Annotated in this window: 17 protein-coding genes; 3 read left to right on the forward strand and 14 right to left on the reverse strand. The window is 63.5% G+C overall.

All coding sequences use genetic code 11. The annotated features are described in order from the left end of the window. Positions 1–93: 93 nt before the first annotated feature. From YQ44_RS17720 to xsc, 10 genes are all read right to left on the reverse strand, one after another. Entirely contained in the window at positions 94–1,575 is a 1,482-nt protein-coding gene (locus tag YQ44_RS17720; RefSeq protein WP_232250932.1) for a glycoside hydrolase family 19 protein, read from the reverse strand. A 346-nt stretch (positions 1,576–1,921) separates the two neighbouring features. Further along, positions 1,922–2,545 (reverse strand): SorB family sulfite dehydrogenase c-type cytochrome subunit, encoded by a 624-nt coding sequence (gene sorB, locus YQ44_RS17725; protein ID WP_071324506.1) that lies wholly within the window; start codon positions 2,543–2,545, stop codon positions 1,922–1,924. Positions 2,546–2,555: 10 nt separating this feature from the next. After that, positions 2,556–3,776 carry a SorA family sulfite dehydrogenase catalytic subunit gene (gene sorA / locus YQ44_RS17730; RefSeq protein ID WP_071324507.1) on the reverse strand — a complete coding sequence of 407 codons (1,221 nt, stop codon included), beginning with the start codon at positions 3,774–3,776 and terminating at the stop codon, positions 2,556–2,558. Further along, positions 3,769–5,202 (reverse strand): amino acid permease, encoded by a 1,434-nt coding sequence (locus YQ44_RS17735; protein WP_071324508.1) that lies wholly within the window; start codon positions 5,200–5,202, stop codon positions 3,769–3,771. The genes sorA and YQ44_RS17735 overlap by 8 nt, the downstream gene beginning before the upstream one ends. Before the next feature lie 324 nt (positions 5,203–5,526). Then, positions 5,527–6,408 carry an ABC transporter permease subunit gene (locus tag YQ44_RS17740; RefSeq protein ID WP_052140647.1) on the reverse strand — a complete coding sequence of 294 codons (882 nt, stop codon included), beginning with the start codon at positions 6,406–6,408 and terminating at the stop codon, positions 5,527–5,529. Beyond that, on the reverse strand, positions 6,401–7,216 hold the full coding sequence (locus YQ44_RS17745) for a taurine ABC transporter ATP-binding protein (protein WP_071324509.1): 816 nt from the start codon (positions 7,214–7,216) through the stop codon (positions 6,401–6,403). The genes YQ44_RS17740 and YQ44_RS17745 overlap by 8 nt, the downstream gene beginning before the upstream one ends. A gap of 84 nt (positions 7,217–7,300) precedes the next feature. After that, the gene (gene tauA, locus YQ44_RS17750) at positions 7,301–8,350 is read right to left on the reverse strand and encodes a taurine ABC transporter substrate-binding protein (protein ID WP_071324510.1); all 1,050 of its coding nucleotides are present in this window, start codon (positions 8,348–8,350) and stop codon (positions 7,301–7,303) included. Positions 8,351–8,465: 115 nt separating this feature from the next. Beyond that, positions 8,466–9,905, reverse strand: coding sequence for an NAD(P)/FAD-dependent oxidoreductase (locus YQ44_RS17755; protein ID WP_071324511.1), 1,440 nt, complete (start codon positions 9,903–9,905; stop codon positions 8,466–8,468). Between the two features lie 25 nt (positions 9,906–9,930). Then, a complete protein-coding gene (locus YQ44_RS17760; RefSeq protein WP_232250933.1) occupies positions 9,931–10,347 on the reverse strand; it encodes a nuclear transport factor 2 family protein in 417 nt (138 codons plus the stop codon). A 287-nt stretch (positions 10,348–10,634) separates the two neighbouring features. Further along, positions 10,635–12,443: a sulfoacetaldehyde acetyltransferase gene (gene xsc / locus YQ44_RS17765; protein WP_071326590.1), complete on the reverse strand. Its 1,809-nt coding sequence runs from the start codon at positions 12,441–12,443 to the stop codon at positions 10,635–10,637. A 213-nt stretch (positions 12,444–12,656) separates the two neighbouring features. Here xsc and YQ44_RS17770 point away from each other — a divergent pair, with 213 nt between their 5' ends. The 3 genes from YQ44_RS17770 to YQ44_RS17780 all read left to right on the forward strand — a co-directional run bounded on the left by YQ44_RS17770 (position 12,657) and on the right by YQ44_RS17780 (position 16,251). Next, positions 12,657–13,493, forward strand: a complete 837-nt coding sequence (locus YQ44_RS17770) for an IclR family transcriptional regulator (protein WP_442905831.1) — start codon at positions 12,657–12,659, stop codon at positions 13,491–13,493. Between the two features lie 92 nt (positions 13,494–13,585). Then, positions 13,586–14,515 carry an AAA family ATPase gene (locus YQ44_RS17775; RefSeq protein ID WP_071324514.1) on the forward strand — a complete coding sequence of 310 codons (930 nt, stop codon included), beginning with the start codon at positions 13,586–13,588 and terminating at the stop codon, positions 14,513–14,515. Further along, entirely contained in the window at positions 14,512–16,251 is a 1,740-nt protein-coding gene (locus tag YQ44_RS17780) for a cobaltochelatase CobT-related protein (RefSeq protein WP_071324515.1), read from the forward strand. Before YQ44_RS17775 ends, YQ44_RS17780 begins: the two co-directional genes overlap by 4 nt. Here the strand turns inward: YQ44_RS17780 and YQ44_RS29580 are convergent, their stop codons facing one another. The 4 genes from YQ44_RS29580 to YQ44_RS17800 form a co-directional block, all read right to left on the reverse strand. After that, positions 16,252–16,944, reverse strand: coding sequence for a choice-of-anchor E domain-containing protein (locus YQ44_RS29580; protein WP_071324516.1), 693 nt, complete (start codon positions 16,942–16,944; stop codon positions 16,252–16,254). Between the two features lie 233 nt (positions 16,945–17,177). Then, positions 17,178–18,317 carry an AAA family ATPase gene (locus tag YQ44_RS17790; RefSeq protein ID WP_071324517.1) on the reverse strand — a complete coding sequence of 380 codons (1,140 nt, stop codon included), beginning with the start codon at positions 18,315–18,317 and terminating at the stop codon, positions 17,178–17,180. Beyond that, the gene (locus YQ44_RS17795) at positions 18,314–19,201 is read right to left on the reverse strand and encodes an RNA ligase family protein (RefSeq protein WP_071324518.1); all 888 of its coding nucleotides are present in this window, start codon (positions 19,199–19,201) and stop codon (positions 18,314–18,316) included. Before YQ44_RS17795 ends, YQ44_RS17790 begins: the two co-directional genes overlap by 4 nt. A gap of 318 nt (positions 19,202–19,519) precedes the next feature. Then, positions 19,520–21,178, reverse strand: coding sequence for a ShlB/FhaC/HecB family hemolysin secretion/activation protein (locus YQ44_RS17800; protein ID WP_071324519.1), 1,659 nt, complete (start codon positions 21,176–21,178; stop codon positions 19,520–19,522). Between the last annotated feature and the right edge of the window lie 28 nt (positions 21,179–21,206).

A 21,206-nucleotide genomic window follows, 5' to 3' on the forward strand; every position in this document is an offset into this window, starting at 1 on the left:
TCTCCGTTATGGTTGTACATCGAGAGCTGTTGCAGGCCCCTTGAGGGGCTCTTGTCAACTGTTATCCCTGGCCGGCTTGTGCTGCACTTGCTGTTACTGCAACTTCACATTCCAGTTGGCTTCCACGCATTTCACGTAGTTCCCGGCCAGCAAGGCGCTGTACGGGGTTTGATAGCTGACCAGCTGGCATTGGTTGTCGCCACCGGCGCTCCAGTTCTTTTCCCAATAGATGTTGTAGGAAGCGGAACTGGCCGGGGTGAAGCGTTGCATGTTGGCGCACGACAGCTGCTCGCCGGAATAATCCCAACCCATGTCGGCGGCAAACTGCTTGTAGTAATCGATGCGGTTTTGCGCGGCCTGCTTTTCCGTGCCCTGCCCGCATTCGGCGTTGATGATCATGATGGTAGTGGCAAAATTGTTGCCCGCGCCGGCCGTCGTATCGGCCGCGTTCGGCACCCACGTGCCGTCGAGCACATGCAGCATCGACGGTTTCGGCGGTTGCGGATAGACAAAGAAGAACGTGGCCGACGCCAGGTTCAGCCAGGTCGAGGCGACGAGATCCGGGTTTTTCAGCAGGACGGATTGATCGCCGTCATGCATCGCTTGCGAAAACGGCCCATAGTTGTAGTTGTACGACAGCTGCTTGGCGCCGCGGCCGAAATACTTCTTGAAGCTGCCGTCGGCATTCTTGCCGCATGTCCAGACCTTGTTGAAGACGGGGTCGGCGCACTCGACGTTGTAGCCGCAGCCGGCGCCCGTCTCGTCGCAGCCCAGTTCGCGCAAATACTTCAAGCCCTGGCGCCATTGCGGCAGCGGACTGCTGGCGTTATGGTCGCCTGTTTCCTGCACGAAATGCGCGAACATGGTGGCCAGGCTGTGACGGCAGATGGCATCCGCATTGCGCCCGTCGCTGTAGTCGTCGCACACGGCGGGGAACTTGGCGACGGCTTGCAGGAAGCGCTGGTAGGTGTAGCTGACGTCGCGCGCGGCAAAATAGTAATCCCACTTCGTCGCCGGCAGCAGGCGTTCGACGCGCTTGACGTTGAGCGGATTGCTGGCCAGGCCGGGCTGCACGGCTTCGACGGCCGTATTGCCCAGGGTGCGGATCGACGCCTTGACCTTGCGGAAGAAATCGTTGTTCGTCAGCGCCGCCTCGTTGGCCTCGGCCTGGGCCTTGGTGGGGATGCCGGGCGTGGGCGTCGGCGTCGGCGTCGGCGTCGGCGTCGGCGTCGGTGTCGGCGTCGGTGTCGGCGTCGGTGTCGGTATCGGTATCGGTGTCGGTGTCGGGGTTGGCGTGGCGGTATCGAGGCTCCATGGTCCCCACTGGTCGTTATTCGGCGCCGTGCCCTGCACCCACCACTTGGCGCGGTAGACCTTGCCGTCGTAGACGGCGCACTGGCCCGCCGTGTAGACGGCAGCGGCGCTCCAGGCCGTGCAATTATCGCTGGCGGCCGTGGCGGCCAGCAGGGTCGATGGGGGTTCGGTGGTGGAATTGCCGCCGCATGCGAGCAGCGCGCTGCCCAGCAGGCCAGCCATCAAAGGCGAGGCCAGCCGGCTTATTTGCCGTGTCTTCACAATGTCTCCTGAACGTTATACGAAAACTATCGAAGTAGCTTTTTATGTTGTACGTAAAGAAAGCACAGCGAAGCGTCGGCTTTCTGCACAGAGAATGCGACGCCCGAAATTGGTAGTCAAGTGGTTTTGTACAACGGTGTTTTTTACAATACCAGTGGTATTGAGCACGGCGCCGGTGCGCGATGCGGCGGCGAATGGAAGATGTGAAAAAGAGGCTTGCGCAAGGTGATGGAAAGCAATACCGCCAGGCAGCGCCGGCGCAAGTGGTATTACGGGCTTGCCGCGCCAACGGCCAGGGTTGGCGCGGCAAGCCTGGCCGACGAGCGCCGCCTTGCCGCGGCTGGACTTACCTGGACAGCACGTATTTGGCCAGCACGGCCGCGTCCGCTTCGCTGAGCTGGCTGAACGGCGGCATGGGCACGGCGCCCCATTTGCCGGAACCGCCCTGGCGGATATGCTCCGCCACGGCAGCGCTGCCATCCTTGCCCTTGTACCTGGCCGCCACCTCGGCAAAACCGGGACCGATCACGCGCTGGGCAAGGGCGTGGCAAGCCATGCAGCCATTCTCCGCCAGCAAGGTTTTCGCATCCTTGCCGTTCGTGGACGGCGCGGCGACGGCGGCGGCAGGCTTGGCCGCAGCCGCGACCGTGGCCGCGGCGCCCCGCTCCGCGCCATAGGTTTTCACCAGGTAATCGACCATGGCCGGCACGTCCGCGTCGGCAAACTGCGCGCCGAACGGCTTTTTCATCTTCTTGACGGTCGCTTCCCAGTAGGCGCGCGGCGAGGCGGGCGGCTGGCTCGACGCATACTGGGCCGCGTGGCAGGTCATGCAGTTGCGCTGCACCAGCTGGTAGCCGGGCAATTCGCTGGGTTTATACGTGGCCGTTTCCGGCGGCAACTGGATGTCCAGCGCGCACGCGCTGCCCGCCGCCGCCAGCGCCAGCGCGGCAATCAATATGTTCATTCGCATGTGAATCTCCTCAGACTGCCTGGATGCGCGTGGTTTCCACCACGTTGCGCATATAACCCATGGGATTCCACAGGGCTTTCATCGGCTGGCTCTGGCCGATGCGGTTGACGGCGCGCACCATCAGCACGTGCCTGCCCTTGCGCGGCGCCTTCACGAGCATCGTCCACTCGCGGAACGAGAAGCGCCCCAGGTCCTTGCCCAGTGCCGCTTCCTGCCAGGTCTGGCCGCCGTCGGACGACACGGTCACCTCGCTGATGCCGTGGCCGCTGTCGAAGGCGATGCCGCGCAAGGCCAGGTCGCGCCCCGCTTTCACTTGCGCGCCGTCCTGCACGCTGGTGATGAAGGAGCGCACGTTGAGGCGGCTGATCGGCGTCGTCTTGCCCACGGGCGCGCCCGGCTCGATGAAGCCGGAACCATTGTCGGGAATGCGGTAGCCGGTGCTCATCCAGAAGCCGTCGAACGGCTTGTCGAGCACGGTGATGTCGCTCAGGTGCTTGACCCAGTAGGTGCCATAGAACCCTGGCACGATCAGCCGCAGCGGATAGCCGTTGAGGAAGGGGATGTCTTCGCCATTCATGGCCCAGGCCAGCATGACGTCGCCAGCCATGATGTGCTCGACGGACAGCGCCTTTTGAAAGTCGGGGCCGTCGCCCACGGGCGGCGTTTCCAGGCCGTTGAAGGCCACCTGCACGGCACTGGCCGCGATGCCCGCCTTTTCCAGCACGGTTTTGAGGGGGATGCCTGTCCAGCGGGCATTGCCCATGGCGCCATTGCCCAGCTGCCCGCCATTCGCGCGCGGGGCGAAGAAGCCGCGGCTATTGCCCGAACATTGGGTCACGGCCACCACGTCGACGGGTTCGGCCAGCTGCTTCAATTCCGCCAGCGACAATTCCAGGGGCGTCGTCACCAGGCCGCCTATGCGCAGCCGGTAGCTGCCGCCATCGATACTGCTGGGCAAGCCGCTCCAGTGGTAGCGCACGAAAAACGCGTCGTTGGGCGTGATCGCCCCTTCATTGAAGACGCTGAACGGCGTTTCCAGCTGCGGCGGGCGGCTGGTCAGCAGGATCAGCGGGCGCTTTTGCGGGAAGGCCACGAGTTCGCGCTCGCCGTTTTCAAACGGCAGGGTGACGGAAGCGGCCAGTGCCGGCCCCGCCACGGCGGCCGCGCCCAGGGCGGCCGTGGTGCGCAGGAAGCGGCGCCGGCCAGCGGGTAGCAAGGTGGCGTCAGACATGTTTGAGCTCCACTTTGGCATCGGCGGCATCGCCGCCCGCGCGGTCGTCGTTGACGAGTTTCTTGATGTAGTACATGACGCTCATGATGACCACGCTCAACAGGCCGAACCAGAACGACACGCGCTGCTCCGTATCGGACGACACGCTCATGGCGCCGAGGATCACCAGCATGGCGATGATGGTGAAATACGTCAGGTAGGGGAACAGCCACATGCGCACCTTGATGCGTTCCGGGCATTCGCGTTCGAGGCGGCGGCGCAGGCGCAATTGAGATATCGCAATCAGCAGGTAGACGAACAGGATCAGAATGCCGTAGGAATTGACAATGAACGGGAACACGAGGTCGGCCGACACATACGAGACGGCAATGGCGAAGTAGGCGAACAAGGTACTGAACAGGATGGCGCGAATGGGCACGCCGTTCGTGCTCAGTTTCACCAGGCCCGTCGGTGCATCGCCGCGGCGGGTCAGCGCGAAGATCATGCGCGACGACGCGTACAGGCTGGAATTGAGGGCCGACAACACGGCCGTCAGGATGATGGCGTTCATGATGTGGGCCGCGTACGGAATGTTCATCACCTTCAAGGCGCTGACGAAGGGCGTGGCGATGGCCGGCGAATCCCAGGGCACGATGCAGACGACGACGAACATGGAACCGACATAGAACATCAGCACGCGCGTGATGACGGAATTGGTGGCGCGGGCGATGGCCTTGGCCGGGTCCGACGTCTCGGCGGCGGCGATGGTGACGATCTCGGCGCCCGAATAGAAGGCCGTGGCGGCGACGGCCCCGCTCAGGACCGGGCCCCAGCCGTGCGGCATGAAGCCGCCGTTGCTGGTCAAGAAACCCAGGGTCGGGATGCTGTTGGGCAAGCTGCCCGTGATGAACAGGGCGCCGACAAACAGGAAGACGATGATGGCGACCACCTTGATCGAGGCGAACCAGAACTCGAATTCGCCGAACGCTTTCACCGAGAACAGGTTGAGCACGGTCATGGAAACGAGCAGCACCAGGCTGATCGACCACGAGGGCACGTCGGGCAGCCAGAAGTTGACGAGCTTGGCGCCGGCGATGGCTTCCAGCGCCACGACGACGACCCAGAAGTACCAGTACATCCAGCCGCTCATGAAGCCGAGGAATTTCGACACTTTCGGCTTGTCGTCGAAAGCCAGGCGCGCATATTCGTAAAAGGAGCCGACCACGGGCAGGGACGAGGCCAGCTCGCCCAGCATGCGCATGATCAGGACGACCAGGCCGCCCGTGAGCAAGAAGGAAAGGATGGCGGCCGGGCCGGCGGCCTTGGCGATGACGCCGCTGCCGACAAAGAGGCCGGCGCCGATCACGCCGCCGATGGCGATCATGCTCATGTGGCGTTGCTTCAGCGAGTGCTGCAAGCCCGTGTTGTTATGGTTGTCGCTAATCATGTGTGTCTCCTAGTAATATCTGAAGCTCAGTGCGCCCTCGCCTGCTGCGGCCGATTCCTGCCGCGCGGCTTTATTTTTTATGGGCAACACTGTCAAGCAGCATCGATACATCATCAAATCAGTCTGGTTGGCTGCATGCCATAAGTCAATCTGGAAATGCAGCGGCCCGGCGCGGTCGCCTGAGGGCGAAACACGTTGGGAGAAAAGTAAGGGGCGTTGCCGGGCGTTACGTTGAGCCGGCCTCGACATCGGCACGGCAAAGGTTAAAAAGATAGGGAGCGGCGCGCAACACTTGTGGCGTGCGCGCCACTCCCCGTGAACGTCTTACACCTTGCCCTTCCATGGCACGAGGGTACGTTCGAGGTAACGCATCATCAAATCAAACAGGAAAGCGAAGAAGCCGATCACGATGATGCCCATGATCACCACATCGCTGGCCAGGAACTCGGACGCGCTGAGCACCATGTAGCCGAGGCCGCGCGTGGCCGCCACCATCTCGCCAGCCACCAGGGTGGTCCAGCCCACACCGATGCCGATGCGCATGCCGGTAAGGATTTCCGGTATCGCGGCACGCAGGATCACGTGCACGATCACCTGGAAGCGCGTGGCGCCCATCGAGTAAGCGGCGTGGATTTGCTCCAGCGACACGGAGCTGACGCCGGCGCGGGCCGCGATCGCCATCGGCGCAAAGATGGCCAGGAAGATCAGGTAGACCTTCGAAAATTCGCCGATGCCGAACCAGATGATGACCAGTGGCAAGTATGCGAGCGGCGGCAGCGGACGGTAGAACTCGATCAAGGGATCGAAGATGCCGCGCGCCACGCGATTGACGCCCATCATCACGCCGATGGGAATGGCGAACAGGCACGCCAGGCCAAATGCGCCAAACACGCGCACCAGGCTGGCCACCGTGTGTTCCCACAGGGTGGCGCCGCCGAAGCCCGTGGTGGCCGCCATGATGAATTTCTCGTACACGGCTTGCGGCGACGGCAGGAACAGCGGTTTGACCATGCCGCTGGCCGTCACGCCAAACCACAGCAGCAGCACGGCGATGACGGTGACGGTGGCGATGCGGCTGGAATTGCCCTGCCCCGGCGCGCCGAACGCTTCGCCGGGCATGGCGCAGCGGGGCGCGAACAGGCGCGAGAAAAAACCGGCGCGCTTGGCGGTGGTGGGAGGAAATCCCACGACGGATGGGCTATGCATGGGACACCTCCAGCTCTTTATTGACGGCGCGCTCGTCGCCATAAATGATGTTGAGCACCGTTTCGCGCATCTTGATGAAGTCCGGGCTCGATTTCACGGCGCGCGCATCGCGGCATTCGAGGAAGCGCTTGTTGAAATCGAGTTCATACGTATGCGTGATGCGGCCCGGACGGGGCGACATGACGATCAGGCGGTTCGCCAGGAACAGCGCCTCGTCGACGCTGTGGGTAATGAAGAAGAACATGGTGCTGGACTTGGCCCAGATATCGAGCAGCAATTCCTGGATGGTTTCGCGCGTCAGCGCGTCGAGCGCCGCCATCGGTTCATCCATCAGCAGCATGGCCGGATTGCTGGTCAGGGCGCGGGCAATGCCCACCCTTTGCTGCATGCCGCCCGACAACTGATAGATCATATTGTCGTGAAAGTCCTTCAAGCCCACCAGCGCCAGGTTCTTGGCCGCCTGTTCGCGCCGCACGGCTTTCGGCACGCCTTGCAGTTTCAAGCCGAATTCCACGTTTTCCATCACGTTCAGCCACGGCAGCAAGGCATGTTTCTGGAACACGACGCCACGGTCGGCGCCCGGCCCTTCCACCTTGTTGCTACCCAACATGATTTCACCCTTGGACGGGGCGATAAAGCCCGCCATCAGGCTCAGCAAGGTGGTCTTGCCGCAGCCCGATGCGCCCAGGGCGACGACGAAGTCGCCGCTATTGATGGTCAGGTTGATATTATTTAAGGCATGCACGCGTTCACCGGCCGTCTTGCCCGGATAAATCACGCTGACATCCTTGACGTAGAGATTTTCCATCGTGTGCCCCGCATAGGTGTAGTCACTTCAGTTCAACGCATTCTGTTCAGTCAGCGCGCCCGCAGGCGCGCCATCGCACAACGTTTACTTCAGCAGGCCAGCGGCCTGTGCATACCTGGGTGTCACATATTTGGCGTAGTCAGGAGCCAGGGTGTCGATCTTGCCTTCGCCCTTCAGGAATTGCGCCGTGGCCAGCAGGGCTTGCGCCACGCCGCCCTTCGCGCCGCCACCGAGCCAGGCGGGCGACGCCTGTTCCTGCAGCGATGGGTAGGCGTACAGGGCCACGGAAGCGGCCACGTCCTTGGCGGCCGCGCCCGAGTGCTTGACGTTGGCCTTCACCTGCGGCGAATCGATCGTCCAGGCTTTCGGATTGGCGCGGTAGTCGGCGTCGGCGGCCGCCATCACCTTGACGAACTTGGCCATGAAGTCGGCATTCGCCTCGCCCCAGGCGCGTTCGACGGCCATGCCGTCAAACGTGGCCTTGCCCTTCTTGCTCAGTTCGCCGGAGGTCACCAGCACCTTGCCGTTTTGCTTGAGTTTGCTCAAGGCCGGGTCCCACACGAAGGCGGCGTCGATGTCGCCCCGTTCCCAGGCGGCGGCGATCTGGTTCGGCTGCATGTTCAGCAGTTTCACTTCCGTCGGCTTGATGCCCCACGTTTCCAGCGCGAACATGGTGTGGAAGTGCGTGGTGGACACGAACGGCACGGCGATCTTCTTGCCGCGCAAATCGGCGGGCTTGGTGATGCCGGCGCCGTTGCGGGCCACCATTGCTTCGGCTTCGTTGATGTCGTCGATGATCCAGAACAGCTGCAAGTCGACGCCGCGGCTGACGGCGGCCGTCAGGGGGCTCGAACCGATGACGCCGATCTGCACGTCGCCCGACGCCATGCCGGTCGCCACCTTGGCGCCGGAATCGAACTTGCGCCAGTTGATCTTATAGCCCGTGGTTTTTTCCACTTCGCCGCTGGCAATCGCCACCAGGAAGGGACCGTTGATTTCCTGGTAGGCAATCGTCACTTCCTTGCCTTGCGCGAAGACAGCGCCGCTGGACGCGAGCGCCACGCCCAGCACCACGGTGCCGAGGACGGCGCGGCGCATCGATGAAAAACCTGTTTTGCTCGTATTCGTGTTCATGTCTCACTCCAAGTTTATTGTTATGTGAACGCTGCGGGCAATCTCATCCCTTGCGGGAGGCGCCGCTGGCTGATCTTTGTCAACGCATGCGGCGGCTTGAACTACAGTGCTGCTGTTAGAAAACTTCATCCTTCAAGTGATACCAGCGGTACAGGAAGCGCTGGCCCAGGCGGCGGAACGGGGCGAATGCCTGCGACTCGACCAGTTCCATCATGTTGGGATACGGCAATTTCGAGTTGAAGATGGGCAAGCCTGTGTCGCTGGCCTTGCCGGCGATGCGCTCGGCCATGCGCCGCCCTGCCTGCGCCGAATACATGACGCCGTTGCCGCCGTAGCCGAGCGAGTAAAAGATCGACTGCTTCGGATCGGGCTGCACGATGCGCGGCATCATGTCGTGGCTGACGTCGACCCAGCCCCACCATGAATAGTCGATGCCGATGCCGGCCAGCGCGGGGAACTTGCGGTGCAGATCGTTGACCAGGAACTGCTCGTACTTGCCGTCCGGTGCATCGGCGCCCGTGATGGCGCTGCGGCTGCCGATCTGCACGCGGTTGTCCGGCATCAAACGGTAGTAATGACGCAGGATGCGCGTATCCGTGATCACCTGGTGGGTACGGAAGTTGCACGCCTCGATTTCCGAATTGGTCAACGGCCGCGTGACGATGGAATTCGACAGGATAGGCAGCAAGCGGTTCTTCACTTGCGGATGCAGATGGGGCGAGGTGTAGCCGCCCGTGGCCACGGCCACGGCGCGGGCGCGCACCACGCCGCCCGGCGTTTGCAGGTAATGCACGCCGTTGCGCGTTTCCCAGCCCATCACGGGACTCGCCGGGTGCACCTTGGCGCCCAGCGCACGCGCCTTGCGCAGGTAGCCGAAGGCCAACTTGCCGGCGTGGATGCCGATGCCTTCCGGCTCGTGCAGCGCGCCGGCCGCTTCCTTGTCGTCCACGTACTCGCGCTTGACGGTGTCGGCGTCGAGGATGCGCGCGTCGTACTTGAAGATCTCGCGCATCACCTTGGCTTCTTTTTCCAGCGCCGGCATGGCCTTCGCCTTGTGGGCGATGTACAGGTGGCCGCCCGGCTGCGGGTCGCAATCGATGTCGGCCGTGATCTTCTTGAACGTTGCCATCGCGTCGCACACTTCCGTGTGCAATTTCAGGGCCGTGTCCATGCCATAGCGGTCTATCCACTGCGAGCGCTTCAGGCGGCCCGTCGTGCATTGCGCCTGGCCGCCGTTGCGCGTGCTGCAGCCCCAGCTGACGCGGTTCGCCTCCAGCACGGTGGCCTTGATGCCGTGTTCCTGGGCCAGGAAGATGGCGCAGGTCAGGCCCGTGAAACCGGAACCGATGATGGCCACGTCGACATCGATGTCATGCGTGATGGGGCCATCGTCGGCCGGCGGCTCGCCCGCCGTGCCGATCCAGTAGGTGGGCGCGTAGGCATTGCCGTGGCCGGGACGCTGCGCCACCAGCGGATCGTAGCCGGGATCGTAAGGCGTGCGGGCCGCGGTGCTGCTACCCAGTACGCCAGGTGGAGTATCGACAGGTTTGTTCATGGTCATTCCTGGTGAACGTGCTGGCTCAGGCTTGGGTGGTGGCGCTGACGACCGGTGGACGGTCCTTGCGGAAAGCGTTCTTCACGGCGATCTTGCCATCGCGGAAAGTGAAGATATCGACCATGCGCGCCTCGATGCGCGTGCCGTCGGCCTTGGTGCCGGCAAAGGTCGATTCCGTCACGCCGCGCTCGCCGCTGACGAAATGCACGGGATTGAGCCAGGCCGCGTCGGGGAAGGTTTGCCAGGCCAGTTCGAAGCCGGCGCGCACGGCATCGCGGCCGATGAAGCTCTTGCCCAGCAAGTCGGGACCGGCCACGGCGTGGAATTCGCAGTCGTCGGCCATGGCGGCCATCAGGGCCTCGATATCGTGGCGGTTCCAGGCATCGCCGAACGCTTGCAGGAAGTCGGTGGTGACGGCATCGGTCATTACGCGTGTGTTCATTTTTGTCTCCGTGAGTCGAATTTGGTACTTTTCGTTCCGTTTTTTAGTATTTTTATTGAATTTAAGCTGAATACGGGTGCTTGTCAAATCAAATAATCCAAATACCGGGACGCTTTGTATTCTTTATTGAAATTACGATGCTGAAGTGACAATGTGTGAGAATTTCGTCACAACGCTGCGTCGGATTACGCCGGGCATACGCCCGGCTACTCCGACCTACGCCCGCGCCATATGCGGATACGCAGGTCGGATCAGCCCAGAGGGCGTCATCCGACAACCCGGGCGCATCAGACGTAGTCTTTGTACTTGTCCAGGTGACGGATCGGTTTGCTCAGCGCATCGCGGCGGAACGGGTCGCCCAGCTCGCGCGTGCACATGATTTCGATGATGGTCGTCTTGCCTTCATTCATCTGCATGTCGATCGCCTTCTTCAGCGCCGGACCCACGTCTTCCAGCTTGTCGACCGTGATGCCTTCGGCGCCCATGGCGCGCGCAATCTCGGCAAAGCTCTGGTTGTCGAGCTCGCCGGCGACGAAGCGGCGGTTGTAGAAATCCACCTGGTTTTTCTTTTCCGCGCCCCACTGGCGGTTGTGGAACACCACGGCCGTCACGGGAATGTTGTGGCGCACGCAGGTCATCGTTTCCATCAGGCTCATGCCCCAGGCGCCGTCGCCCGCATACGACACGGCCGGACGGTGCGGCGCGGCCACCTTGGCGCCGATGATGGTCGGGAAGGCATAGCCGCAGTTGCCAAAGCTCATCGCCGCAAAGAAGCTGCGCGGCTTTTCAAAGCGCAGATAGCTGTTCGCCACCGAGTTGATGTTGCCGATGTCGGTCGACACCATCACGTCTTCCGGCATGGCTTTTTCCAGCTCGCGCAAGACCTGGCGCGGGTGCAGGTAGTTGCCCGGCTCTTTCTTCTGTTCCTCGATCATGTCCAGGCTGTACGCATCCTTTTCATGCGTCCAGTTCGTCAATTCCTCTTCCCACGCCGCCTTCTCGGCCTGCACGGTGGCATAGCGTTCTTCGCGCGTGGCGTCGCAATCGAGGGTCTTGCCGTCCAGGCGGGCCAGGATGGCCTTGGCGGCCGCCTTGGCGTCGCCGCAGATGCCCACCGAAATTTTCTTGACCAGACCCAGCATCTTGTTGTCGGCATCGATCTGGATGATCTTGGCGTTCTTCGGCCAGTAATCCATGCCGTGCTGCGGCAGGGTGCCGAACGGTCCCAGGCGCGAACCCAAGGCCACGACGACGTCGGCCTGGGCGATCAGTTTCATCGCCGCCTTGGAACCCTGGTAGCCCAGCGGGCCGCACCACAGCCGATGGCTGGCAGGGAACGAGTCGTTATGCAGGTAGCTGTTGACCACCGGTGCGCCGAGGCGCTCGGCCAGGGCCTTGCACTCCTCGATGGCGTCGCCCATGACGACGCCGCCGCCCGAGATGATGACGGGGAACTTGGCTTGCGCCAGCAGTTCGGCCGCATCGTTCAGGCTTTGCTCGCCGCCGGCGCCGCGGTCGAGGCGGTTCGGTTTCGGGATCTCGGCCTTGATTTCGCCATAGAAATAGTCGCGCGGGATATTCAGTTGCGTCGGGCCCATTTCCGACATGGCGCGGTCGAAGCAGCGGCCCGTGAATTCGGCCATGCGGGCCGGATTCGTCACGTGGCCCTGGTATTTGGTGAATTCCTCGAACATCGGCAACTGGTTCGCTTCCTGGAAGCCGCCCAGGCCCATGCTCATCGTGCCGGTCTCCGGCGTAATGATGACGACCGGCGTGTGCGCCCAGTAGGCGGCGGCGATGGCCGTGACGCAATTGCTGATGCCGGGGCCGTTCTGGCCGATGACCACGCCATGGCGGCCCGAGACGCGGGCGTAACCGTCGGCCATGTGACCGGCGCCCTGCTCGTGCACGACGGGGATCAAACGGATGCCGGCCGGGGCGAAGATATCCATCGGATCCATGAAGGCCGAGCCCATGATGCCGAACATGTCGGTCACGCCATTGGCGGCCAGGGTTTCCACGAACGCTTCGGACGGCGTCATCTTTTGCGGGCCGGTGGGGGTGGCCGCTGCGGCGGCGGCTTTTTGCTCGGTCATGTCATTCATGGGTGTCTCCTGGTCTGTGGTGATTGAGGCTGTTGAAGTGATCAACTTATTTATCAAAAATCGGTATATTTTGTTCCGAAATTTGATATACAATTCAATTTAAGCGTTCGGCCATCAAAAGTCAAACAGAATTTCGAGGAAACGGTACAATTTGAGTTCGAAAATGAAATAACACACAGATACCCAACCGAGGCCACCATGGACATGATTTCATCCCCAAAACTTGAGCCAGAAAAACTGGAAGGCGACACGCCCACGATGCGTTTGTTTGCCTTGCTGGAAGTGATTGCCGAGAAAGACCAGCTGCTGTCGCTGCAAGCGCTGGTGGAAGAAACGGGCCTGCCGAAGCCCACCTTGCACCGCATGCTGCAACAGCTGGAAAGCGTGGGCGTGCTGCAGCGCGAAAGCGATGGCCGCCACTACAGCACAGGCGTGCGCCTGCGCCGCCTGGCGTCGAACCTGCTGATTAACAATACTTTCCATGGCGCCCGCCGCATGGTCTTGCGCCAGCTGGTCGAGGAAGTGGGCGAAAGCTGCAACCTGACGGCCTTCAGCGGTAGCGAAGTGGTGTACCTGGACCGCGTGGAAACGGCGGCGCCGCTGCGCTTCTATCTGCATCCCGGTTCGCGCGTGCCGGCCCACTGCTCGTCAAGCGGCAAGCTGTTCCTGGCACAAATGACGCCCGTGCAACGGCGCCGCCTGCTGGGCCACATGGAATTGACGCGCTTTACGGACAAGACGGAGACGGACCCCGTCAAGCTCGAACGCGAACTGGAAGTGGTGCGCCGCAATGGCTATGCGCTGGACGACGAGGAATTCCTGCCCGGCCTGCTGTGCGTGGCCGTGCTGGTGCCGAACCCGAATGGCCGCTCGAACCTGGCCGTGGCGATCCAGGCGCCCATCATCCGTTTGACGCACGACAAGGCTTTACATTTCTTGCCAGCATTGCAGCGCGCCGCGCAGGCATTGGCCGCCATCGAATCGGAAACCATGCCGACGACCGGTGGCGACAGCGAAGCATTGCAAGCCGGTAATTCATAAACGCCGCGGCGCCCACGCTGCGGTTTGACCAGGAGAACAAGGTGCCAGATTCACGCCAACATCCCCCCGCAGCGGCGCAAGCCCCGCACAGCATGCAATCGGTGCGCAGCCTGTTTCATATCGACAGTGACCTGCTCGTGCCCGTCTTCACGGAGCGCGACCCGCACGTGCCCGACATCGACCCCGCCTACCGCTTCAACAAGGATGTGACCCTGGCGATACTGGCCGGTTTCACGCACAACCGCCGCGTGATGGTGCAAGGCTTGCACGGCACGGGCAAGTCCACGCATATCGAGCAGGTGGCGGCGCGCCTGAACTGGCCCTGCGTGCGCGTCAACCTCGATGGCCACATCAGCCGCCTGGACCTGGTCGGCAAGGACGCCATCGTGCTGCGCGAGCAGCAGCAGGTGACGGAATTCCAGGAAGGCATCGTGCCCTGGTCCTTGCAGCGCCCCGTGGCCCTGATCTTCGACGAATACGATGCGGGCCGCCCCGACGTGATGTTCGTCATCCAGCGCATCCTCGAGCGCGACGGCAAATTCACCCTGCTCGACCAGAACCGCGTCATCACGCCGCACCCGCACTTCCGCCTGTTCGCCACCTCGAATACGGTGGGCCTGGGCAATTTGAACGGCATGTACCACGGCACGCAGGTGCTCAACCACGCGCAGATCGACCGCTGGAATATCGTTGCCACCTTGAACTATCTGCCGCAGGCCGAGGAAACGGACATCGTACTGGCGAGAGTTCCCGCCATGAATGACGAGGCGGGCCGCCAGCTGGCGGCCAGCATGGTGGCCGTGGCTGACCTCACACGCAAGGGCTATGCGGCGGGCGACCTGTCCTGCCTGATGTCGCCCAGAACCGTCATCACCTGGGCCGAGAATTGCCAGATCTTCCGCGACCCGGCCCTGGCCTTCCGCCTGTCCTTCCTCAACAAATGCGACGAGGCGGAGCGGCCCATGGTGGCCGAGTACTACCAGCGCTGTTTCAATGAGGAATTGCTGGCGACGGCGCCATGAGCGTGCCCGAGTCCCAGCCGGCAGCCTACACGCGCGAGCAGCAGGCAACCGATGAACTGTGCGCGGGCGCCATCCGCGCCGTCAGCGGCGTTGCCTCCATCCGCTACCGGGGCCGGCGCCTGCACGACGGCCACCGCCCCCTGCCCATCCACGCGGCCCATTTGCAGGCCGATGCCGCGCTACAGGATTTACCGTCCTTGCGCGGCGCGGCCGACAGCGTGGCCCTGCGCCTGCTGCATACGGATACGGCCCTGCACAAGTCGCTGTGTCCGCCAGCACCCGTGGCGCGCCTCGTCTTCGAGCTGCTGGAACAGTTACGGGTGGAAACGCTGGCGCCAGAGCAGCACGCGGGCGTGATCGAGAACCTGCGCCACCGCTTCACGGCCTGGTCGCACGCGTTTTACGATTCCGGCCTGGCCGAAGGTACTGCGGGCTTGCTCCTGTACACGGTGTTCCAGATGTGCTGGTCGCGCCTGACGGCGCGGGCCGTGCTGGAAAAGACGGAAGATTTCATCGAAGCGACGCGCTGGTCCATCTCGTCGCAGCTGAGCGGCGACCTGGCCGGCCTGCGCCGGCACCGCGCGCACCAGGCCACCTATGCGCGCCACGCGCTGGCCATCGCCCACGCCGTCGACGCCATGCTGCAGGATGCGCAGGCGGCGCGCGATGGCCAGCAGGACGAGGCGGGCGACGCCAGGGCGCAGGCGGCCTTCAAGCTGCTGCTCGATTTCGACAGCGACAACGACAACGATCATCTCCCTGACGCCGCCCCGCTGGGCGAGAGCCGCGCCTTCAGCGACGGCGATGGCGCTTACCGGGCTTACTCGACGGCGTATGACCGCGAGGAAAACGCGGGCGAACTGGTGCGTCGCGCCCTGCTGCTCGAATACCGCCAACGCATGGATGCGCGCATCGCCAGCCTGGGCATCAACACGGCCCGCCTGGCGCGGCGCTTTACCCAGCTGTTGGCCCTGCCGCAGCGCGCAGGCTGGTCGTTCGGCGAAGAGGAAGGCTATCTGGACGGCCGCCGCCTGGCGCAACTGATCAGTTCGCCATCGGAACGCCGCCTGTTCCGCAAGGAACAATTCCTGCCGCAAGCCGATTGCCTCGTCACCTTTCTCGTCGACTGCTCCGGCTCCATGAAGACGCATGCGGAATCCGTGGCCGTGCTGCTCGACATGCTGCTGCGCGCGCTGGACCAGGCCGGCGTCACGACGGAATTGCTGGGTTTTACGACGGGCGCGTGGAACGGCGGGCGGGTGAAACGCGACTGGATGCGCGCCCGCTCGCCCGCCAATCCGGGCCGCCTGAATGAACTCGTGCACATGGTCTTCAAGGGGGGCGACACCAGCTGGCGCCGCGCGCGGCCCGATATCGCGGCCCTGCTGAAAGCGGACTTGTACCGCGAAGGCGTCGATGGCGAAGCCGTGGAGTGGGCATGCACGCGCATGCTGGCGCGCCCGGAACGGCGGCGCATCCTGCTCGTCGTGTCCGACGGTTGTCCGATGGATACGGCCACGAATCTGGCCAACGACGAGTTTTACCTGGCCCAGCACTTGAAACAGGTGGTGGCGCGCCGCGAGGCGCAGGGCGCCATCGAGATTTGCGGGCTGGGCCTGGGACTGGACCTGGGCGCCTACTACAGCCGCAGCCTGGCCACCACCCTGCCCGCCTCGCTGAACAATGAGCTGTTCAGCGAGATCGCCCAGCTGATCGCCGGGCGGGCACGGCGCTGATCACACTGTGGATTTGCGACGGCGCGCCATCACGCCGGCCAGCGCCAGCCCCGTCAGCAGCATCGCATAGGTTTCCGGTTCCGGCACGGCGCTGACGTATTCATACGTCACCGCCACGCGGCCCGAGGCGGCCGTCTGGAACTGCGTCAGCAAGTTGCCGGAACCGCTGCCCGTCGAGGAACCGATGGCGTTCAGGCCCAGCTGGATCAAGCCGCCGCCCGCCGCGGAAAACAGGGCGAAATCGCTGGCGCTGGCGCTCGTATAGCCATTCGAACCCGTGCTCGACCGGGGGCCCGTATTGGCGCCCGACGTGCCGGCAAAGTCGATGCTGCCATCGAAGGCGCTCAGGGCGAACGTCTGCGTGAACAGCGGGTTGGCCACCAGCAAGGTGGAATTATCGGGACGATACAAGGTCAGCAGCGACGCCAGGCTCAGCGTCACGTCGGAGGCGCTGGCGTCCAGGCTTTCCGCCTTGCCGCTGCCCTGCACGGCGCCTTCCAGGTGGAACTTGATCGAGGTCAAGGTCCCCAGATTGCTGTCGAACTTGCCCAAGCCCAAGGTGTCAGCCCAGTTGGTGGCACCCAGCGCGCGCTCGGCGGTAAAGGTGATGGTCTCGGTAGCCGCCTGGGCGGAAGACATGGCGCCCAGGCCAAGCATGGCCGCCGCGGCCAGTGCGATCAGGGATTTTTGCATTGAGGACTCCAATTCATTCAAAGAGGAAGAGTGGATCACCCGGTGATTCACTCAGGAAACGCGAGGGAAACCCCCGCGCCACAGCCCGGCCGTTCAGCGCTCCAGGCAATCCATTGTAATAAATGAAAGAATCGCAATATACTCAGTTTGTTGCAATTTTAAAAATTAATATTATTATTTTGATTGCTTATATCCTTATGAAAAACTGGGGAACACACCGTTTCCACCGCGCCTCAAGCGACGCAGTAATGCACGGCATGCGCCTCCATCGGCAAGGGGATTTCCCAGTTCCACAGCATCGACTGCAGCTTCTTGTTGCTGAGCGAGGTGTCGCGCTGGCCGTTGCGCCTGAGTAATTCCTTGCGCGGCTGCTCCAGGTACACGAGCTCCACCTGCGCATGGTATTTGTACAGCAGGTTGAGCGTCTTTTCGCGCATCAGGCGGGACAAATGCGTGGCGTTCCACACGAACGGCTCGCCACGGCGCAGCAGTTCGCGCGCCCGCTCTTCCGCATAGTCGCCCACCTGTCCCTCGTTCTTGCCATGCTTCAAGCCCAAGGCCGTCCGCGCATCGTCGAAGGAGACGACGGGCAGGCGCGGATGGTGCTGCTCCACCCAGGTATTCTTGCCCGAGGCGGGCAAGCCCGACATGACGATCACGTGCGAACCCGGCTCCTGGAACAGCGGGTAATCGGGATGCGCCTCGGCGCCGCGAAAATACTTCACGCGCGTGTGATCGTCGACGAAGGCGCGCCGCTGGCCATAGCAGCCTTCCTCGCGCGCCAGTTCGCGGAACAGCTCGATGGCGTCGAGTATGCGCTGCGGATCGGGGCAGATGCGCCCGCGGATATCGGCCTCGGCCAGCATGGCCAGCAACCGGATATCGACTTGCCACGACAGTTCGCGCACGGTGAACTCGGGCGTGACGCCGCGCCGCGACGGCTCCAGCGCAAAGAAGGGAACCTGATGCACATTGATCAGGCGGCAGATTTCCTCGCGCACGGCAAACGGCACGTCGCAATCCCACAGGGCGATGCGCGCATCGAGGGCGCCCTTGCGCGAGTGGCCGGGCTGGCCGATGGCGCCCGTTGCCGGGTCGATCACGGTGGTGCTGCACTTGGCCACGTCGTGCAGCAGGGCGGCCAGGAAGACGATTTCCTGTTCCGCCCGCGTGGCGGCCTGGTAATCGGGCATGGCCAGCAGCGATTCCACCACCATCACCGTATGCGTCCACACATCGCCTTCCGCGTGGTAGACGGGATTTTGCGGCGTCGTCTTCGCCAGTTCCAGCTGCGGGAAGGCGGCCAGGCAGGCGGCAAGGTCGGGCGACTGGCCCGCCATGGGCACCAGTTGTTGTAACTGTTTCCAGTTCATTTTGTACTCCTTGAAAATACCGCCAGCTCATCGAGCGAACGGCAGGTGTGCAGGCCCAGGCCCTCCCACGTGACGAGCGGCTGCGGCGCGTACAGGTCGACGCCGTCGGCCAGCTGGTTCGGGATCAGGGGCCGCGTGCTGTGGTGCGAGCCGCTGTCGAGGATGGTTTGCGTAAAGTCATGGCGCACCAGCTTGTAGCGGGCCAGCACTTGCGTGTCGTCTTCCACTTTCAGGTACAGGCCTTCCGCGTGGTCGGACTTGTCCGTCTGCTTCCAGCACAGGTCCGGCGGCAGGCGCTCGCGCGCCACCACGTGGTCAAACGCCTCGCGCCACAGCCGGGACTTGGCCAGCGAATGGCGCAGCAGCTGCCACAGCTGTTTCGGCGCCGCGGGCATCGTTCCCGCATACAGCACGGGCACCGACAGCACGGGCGAGCCGGCCAGCATGGCGTGGCGGCGCGCCGTCGACAGGAAGGTCTGGGTGCGGCGGCAATACACGTCGAACTCGTTGAAGTAATGGGGCAGGCGGTCGTAAAACACGGAATGCTTGCTGTAAGCCCATTCGCCAAACAGCACATACTGATCTTCCAGCAGATGCAGCAAGGCGTGTTCGTGCGCATGCGCCCACGGTTTCAACAGGTTGAACTGGCGTTCGCTGCCGCCGCCCACCAGGTAGTGGCCGCGCGACTGCAGCAGCACGTCGCCCGCGTCGCTGAACGACACGGCCGCGTTGGCGCCATCGATTTTTTCCTCGATGACGACGTACTGGCCGGCCAGCTTTTTCAGGGGCATCTGGTCGGAAGCGTCGTCGCCGTCCTGCAGGCGCGAGCCTTCCAGGTGCGGCGTGCGCGGGTATTTGAATAAGGGCAGAGATTGTAAAAACATAGCGTCCCACGCCGCGTTCACCGGGGCGTGTCCATACAGGGTCAGGGGTGCTGACGACGTGTTCGGGCGTGGACGATCAGGACGGTGGTCCTGGATACGTGTGCGGATGGAGCAAAAACAGTGCCGCAGCAATCGGGGGCGTCAACGCGCCGAACGATGCTGCAGAGAGCATTTCGTCAGCGTTAGCAGTTGATGGCGAAGAAGCGAGGCACTTTTGGCTCCAATAAGGAAGGGGTTCGAGAAAGAACGGGGAATATAACGGCTGTTTGATTATTTTGCAAGGCGCACGTTTCAATCGTGCGCCTTGCAGTGCGCCGCCTAGAAGCGGTACTCGAGGTTCAGCCACACGCGCGGCTTGGGATCGCTGTTCGCCTCCGATTGCGGCCGGCCGCCCACCGTGCGCCAGGCCAGGGCCGCATCCACGCTCCACGCCTGGTGCTGGTAGCGCAAGCCCAGGCCGCCGCCGCGCAGGCTGCGCCGGTTATCGCCGGCCACCACGGGCTTGGCGTTGAGCGTGACGCGCCCCGCATCCATGAACGCATACGGCGTGAAGGCGCCGGCGCCGTAGCGCAGTTCCAGCTGCGCCAGGCCGCCCTCGTCGCCCGTGGCTTCGCCCGATGGATAGGCGCGCACGCCGCTGGCGCCGCCCAGGCTCAGCTTTTCCGACGAGTCCAGGTTACCGTCCGCCTGCTGCCAGCCCACATGGGCCATCAGGCTGAAGCCGGCAGGCAAGGATTGCAGGCGCACGACATCGAGGTTGAACTTATGAAAGCTGCCCCTGGTGCCGTAGGCATCGACGGCGGCCAGGCCCGCATCGAGCTTCAGCTTGCCCGGCGTCCAGCTCACGCTGCCATACGTCACGCCATCCCAGGCGTCGCGGTAATCGAACTGCAGGGCCACGGGCAGCGACTTGCTCGACTTGCTTTCATAGGTGGCCGTGCTGTCGCGGTTATCCTGCAAGTCCTTCGACTGGTAGGTGGCGATCAGGGTCAGGTTCGCCTGTTGCGAGCGCAGGATGGGATAGCTGAGGCCGGCGCTTGCCACCTTGGCCGTGCCATTCGCATGCAGGCTGGCAAATTCCTTCGCCAGCACATAGCTGGTGTGCGAATACGCCACATTGCCGCGCAAGCCCGAAACACCCAGGGGCAGGCTGTAGCCAAGCGAACCGAGCCATAACTCCTCCTCGCTGAGCAGGGCCCGCACGCTGATCTGGTCGCCCAGCAGGAAAGGACTGTTGATATCGACATTCGCCCGCAGCCGGTTTTTCCCCGTGTAGCGGCTGCCGGCGTTGTCCAGGCCGATATCGCCGCTGATGCGCCGCTCGCGCGCCACCTGGACGATCAGGTCGCCCGTGCCCGCCTGCCCGCCCGGACGCATCGTGGCGCTGGCCACGATGCCGGGCAAGTCATCGAGCAGCAAGGCGGCACGTTCGAGCGGGGCGCTGGCGATCACGCTGCCTGGTTGCAAGTTGCCAAGGAAGGCTGTCGCCTGCCGCGCCAGCGCGGCATCTTCACCTTCCGCCCGAACCACGCCGTAGCGTCCCTCGATGATGTCGATGCGCAGCTCGCCGTGCTCGAGGCCTTGCGGCGGCACGATGGCGCGGGCAAACGGATAGCCGCCGGCATGGTAAAACGCGCTGAGGCGCCCGGCCAGGCCGCGCAGGCCGGCCAGGTCAAACGTCGTGCCCGTTACCTCGCCCAGCGCCGCGCGCAGCGCCTCCTGGCTGAACACGGAATTGCCCGCCAGCGTCACGGAACGCAGCGTCACGGCCGGCCCGCCGGGCGCCACCGGTGCCGCGTCGAGCGGCGCCTGTATCGTCAACGGCTGGCTGTCGCGCGGCGGCGCCAGCGGCGCCTGCAACTGCCGCAGGGTTTGCCCCGCATCGGGGGGAACTTGCGCGTGCGCGGCAAACGGCAGGAAGGCCAGGCCCAGCGCCAGGGCAAGGCGCGTCGCCTGTGGATGTGGATGTTTTTTCATGGATGCTTTTATTTGTTGAGTCAGTGCC

This window comes from Janthinobacterium sp. 1_2014MBL_MicDiv, from assembly GCF_001865675.1.
Taxonomy (GTDB): Bacteria; Pseudomonadota; Gammaproteobacteria; order Burkholderiales; family Burkholderiaceae_D; genus Janthinobacterium.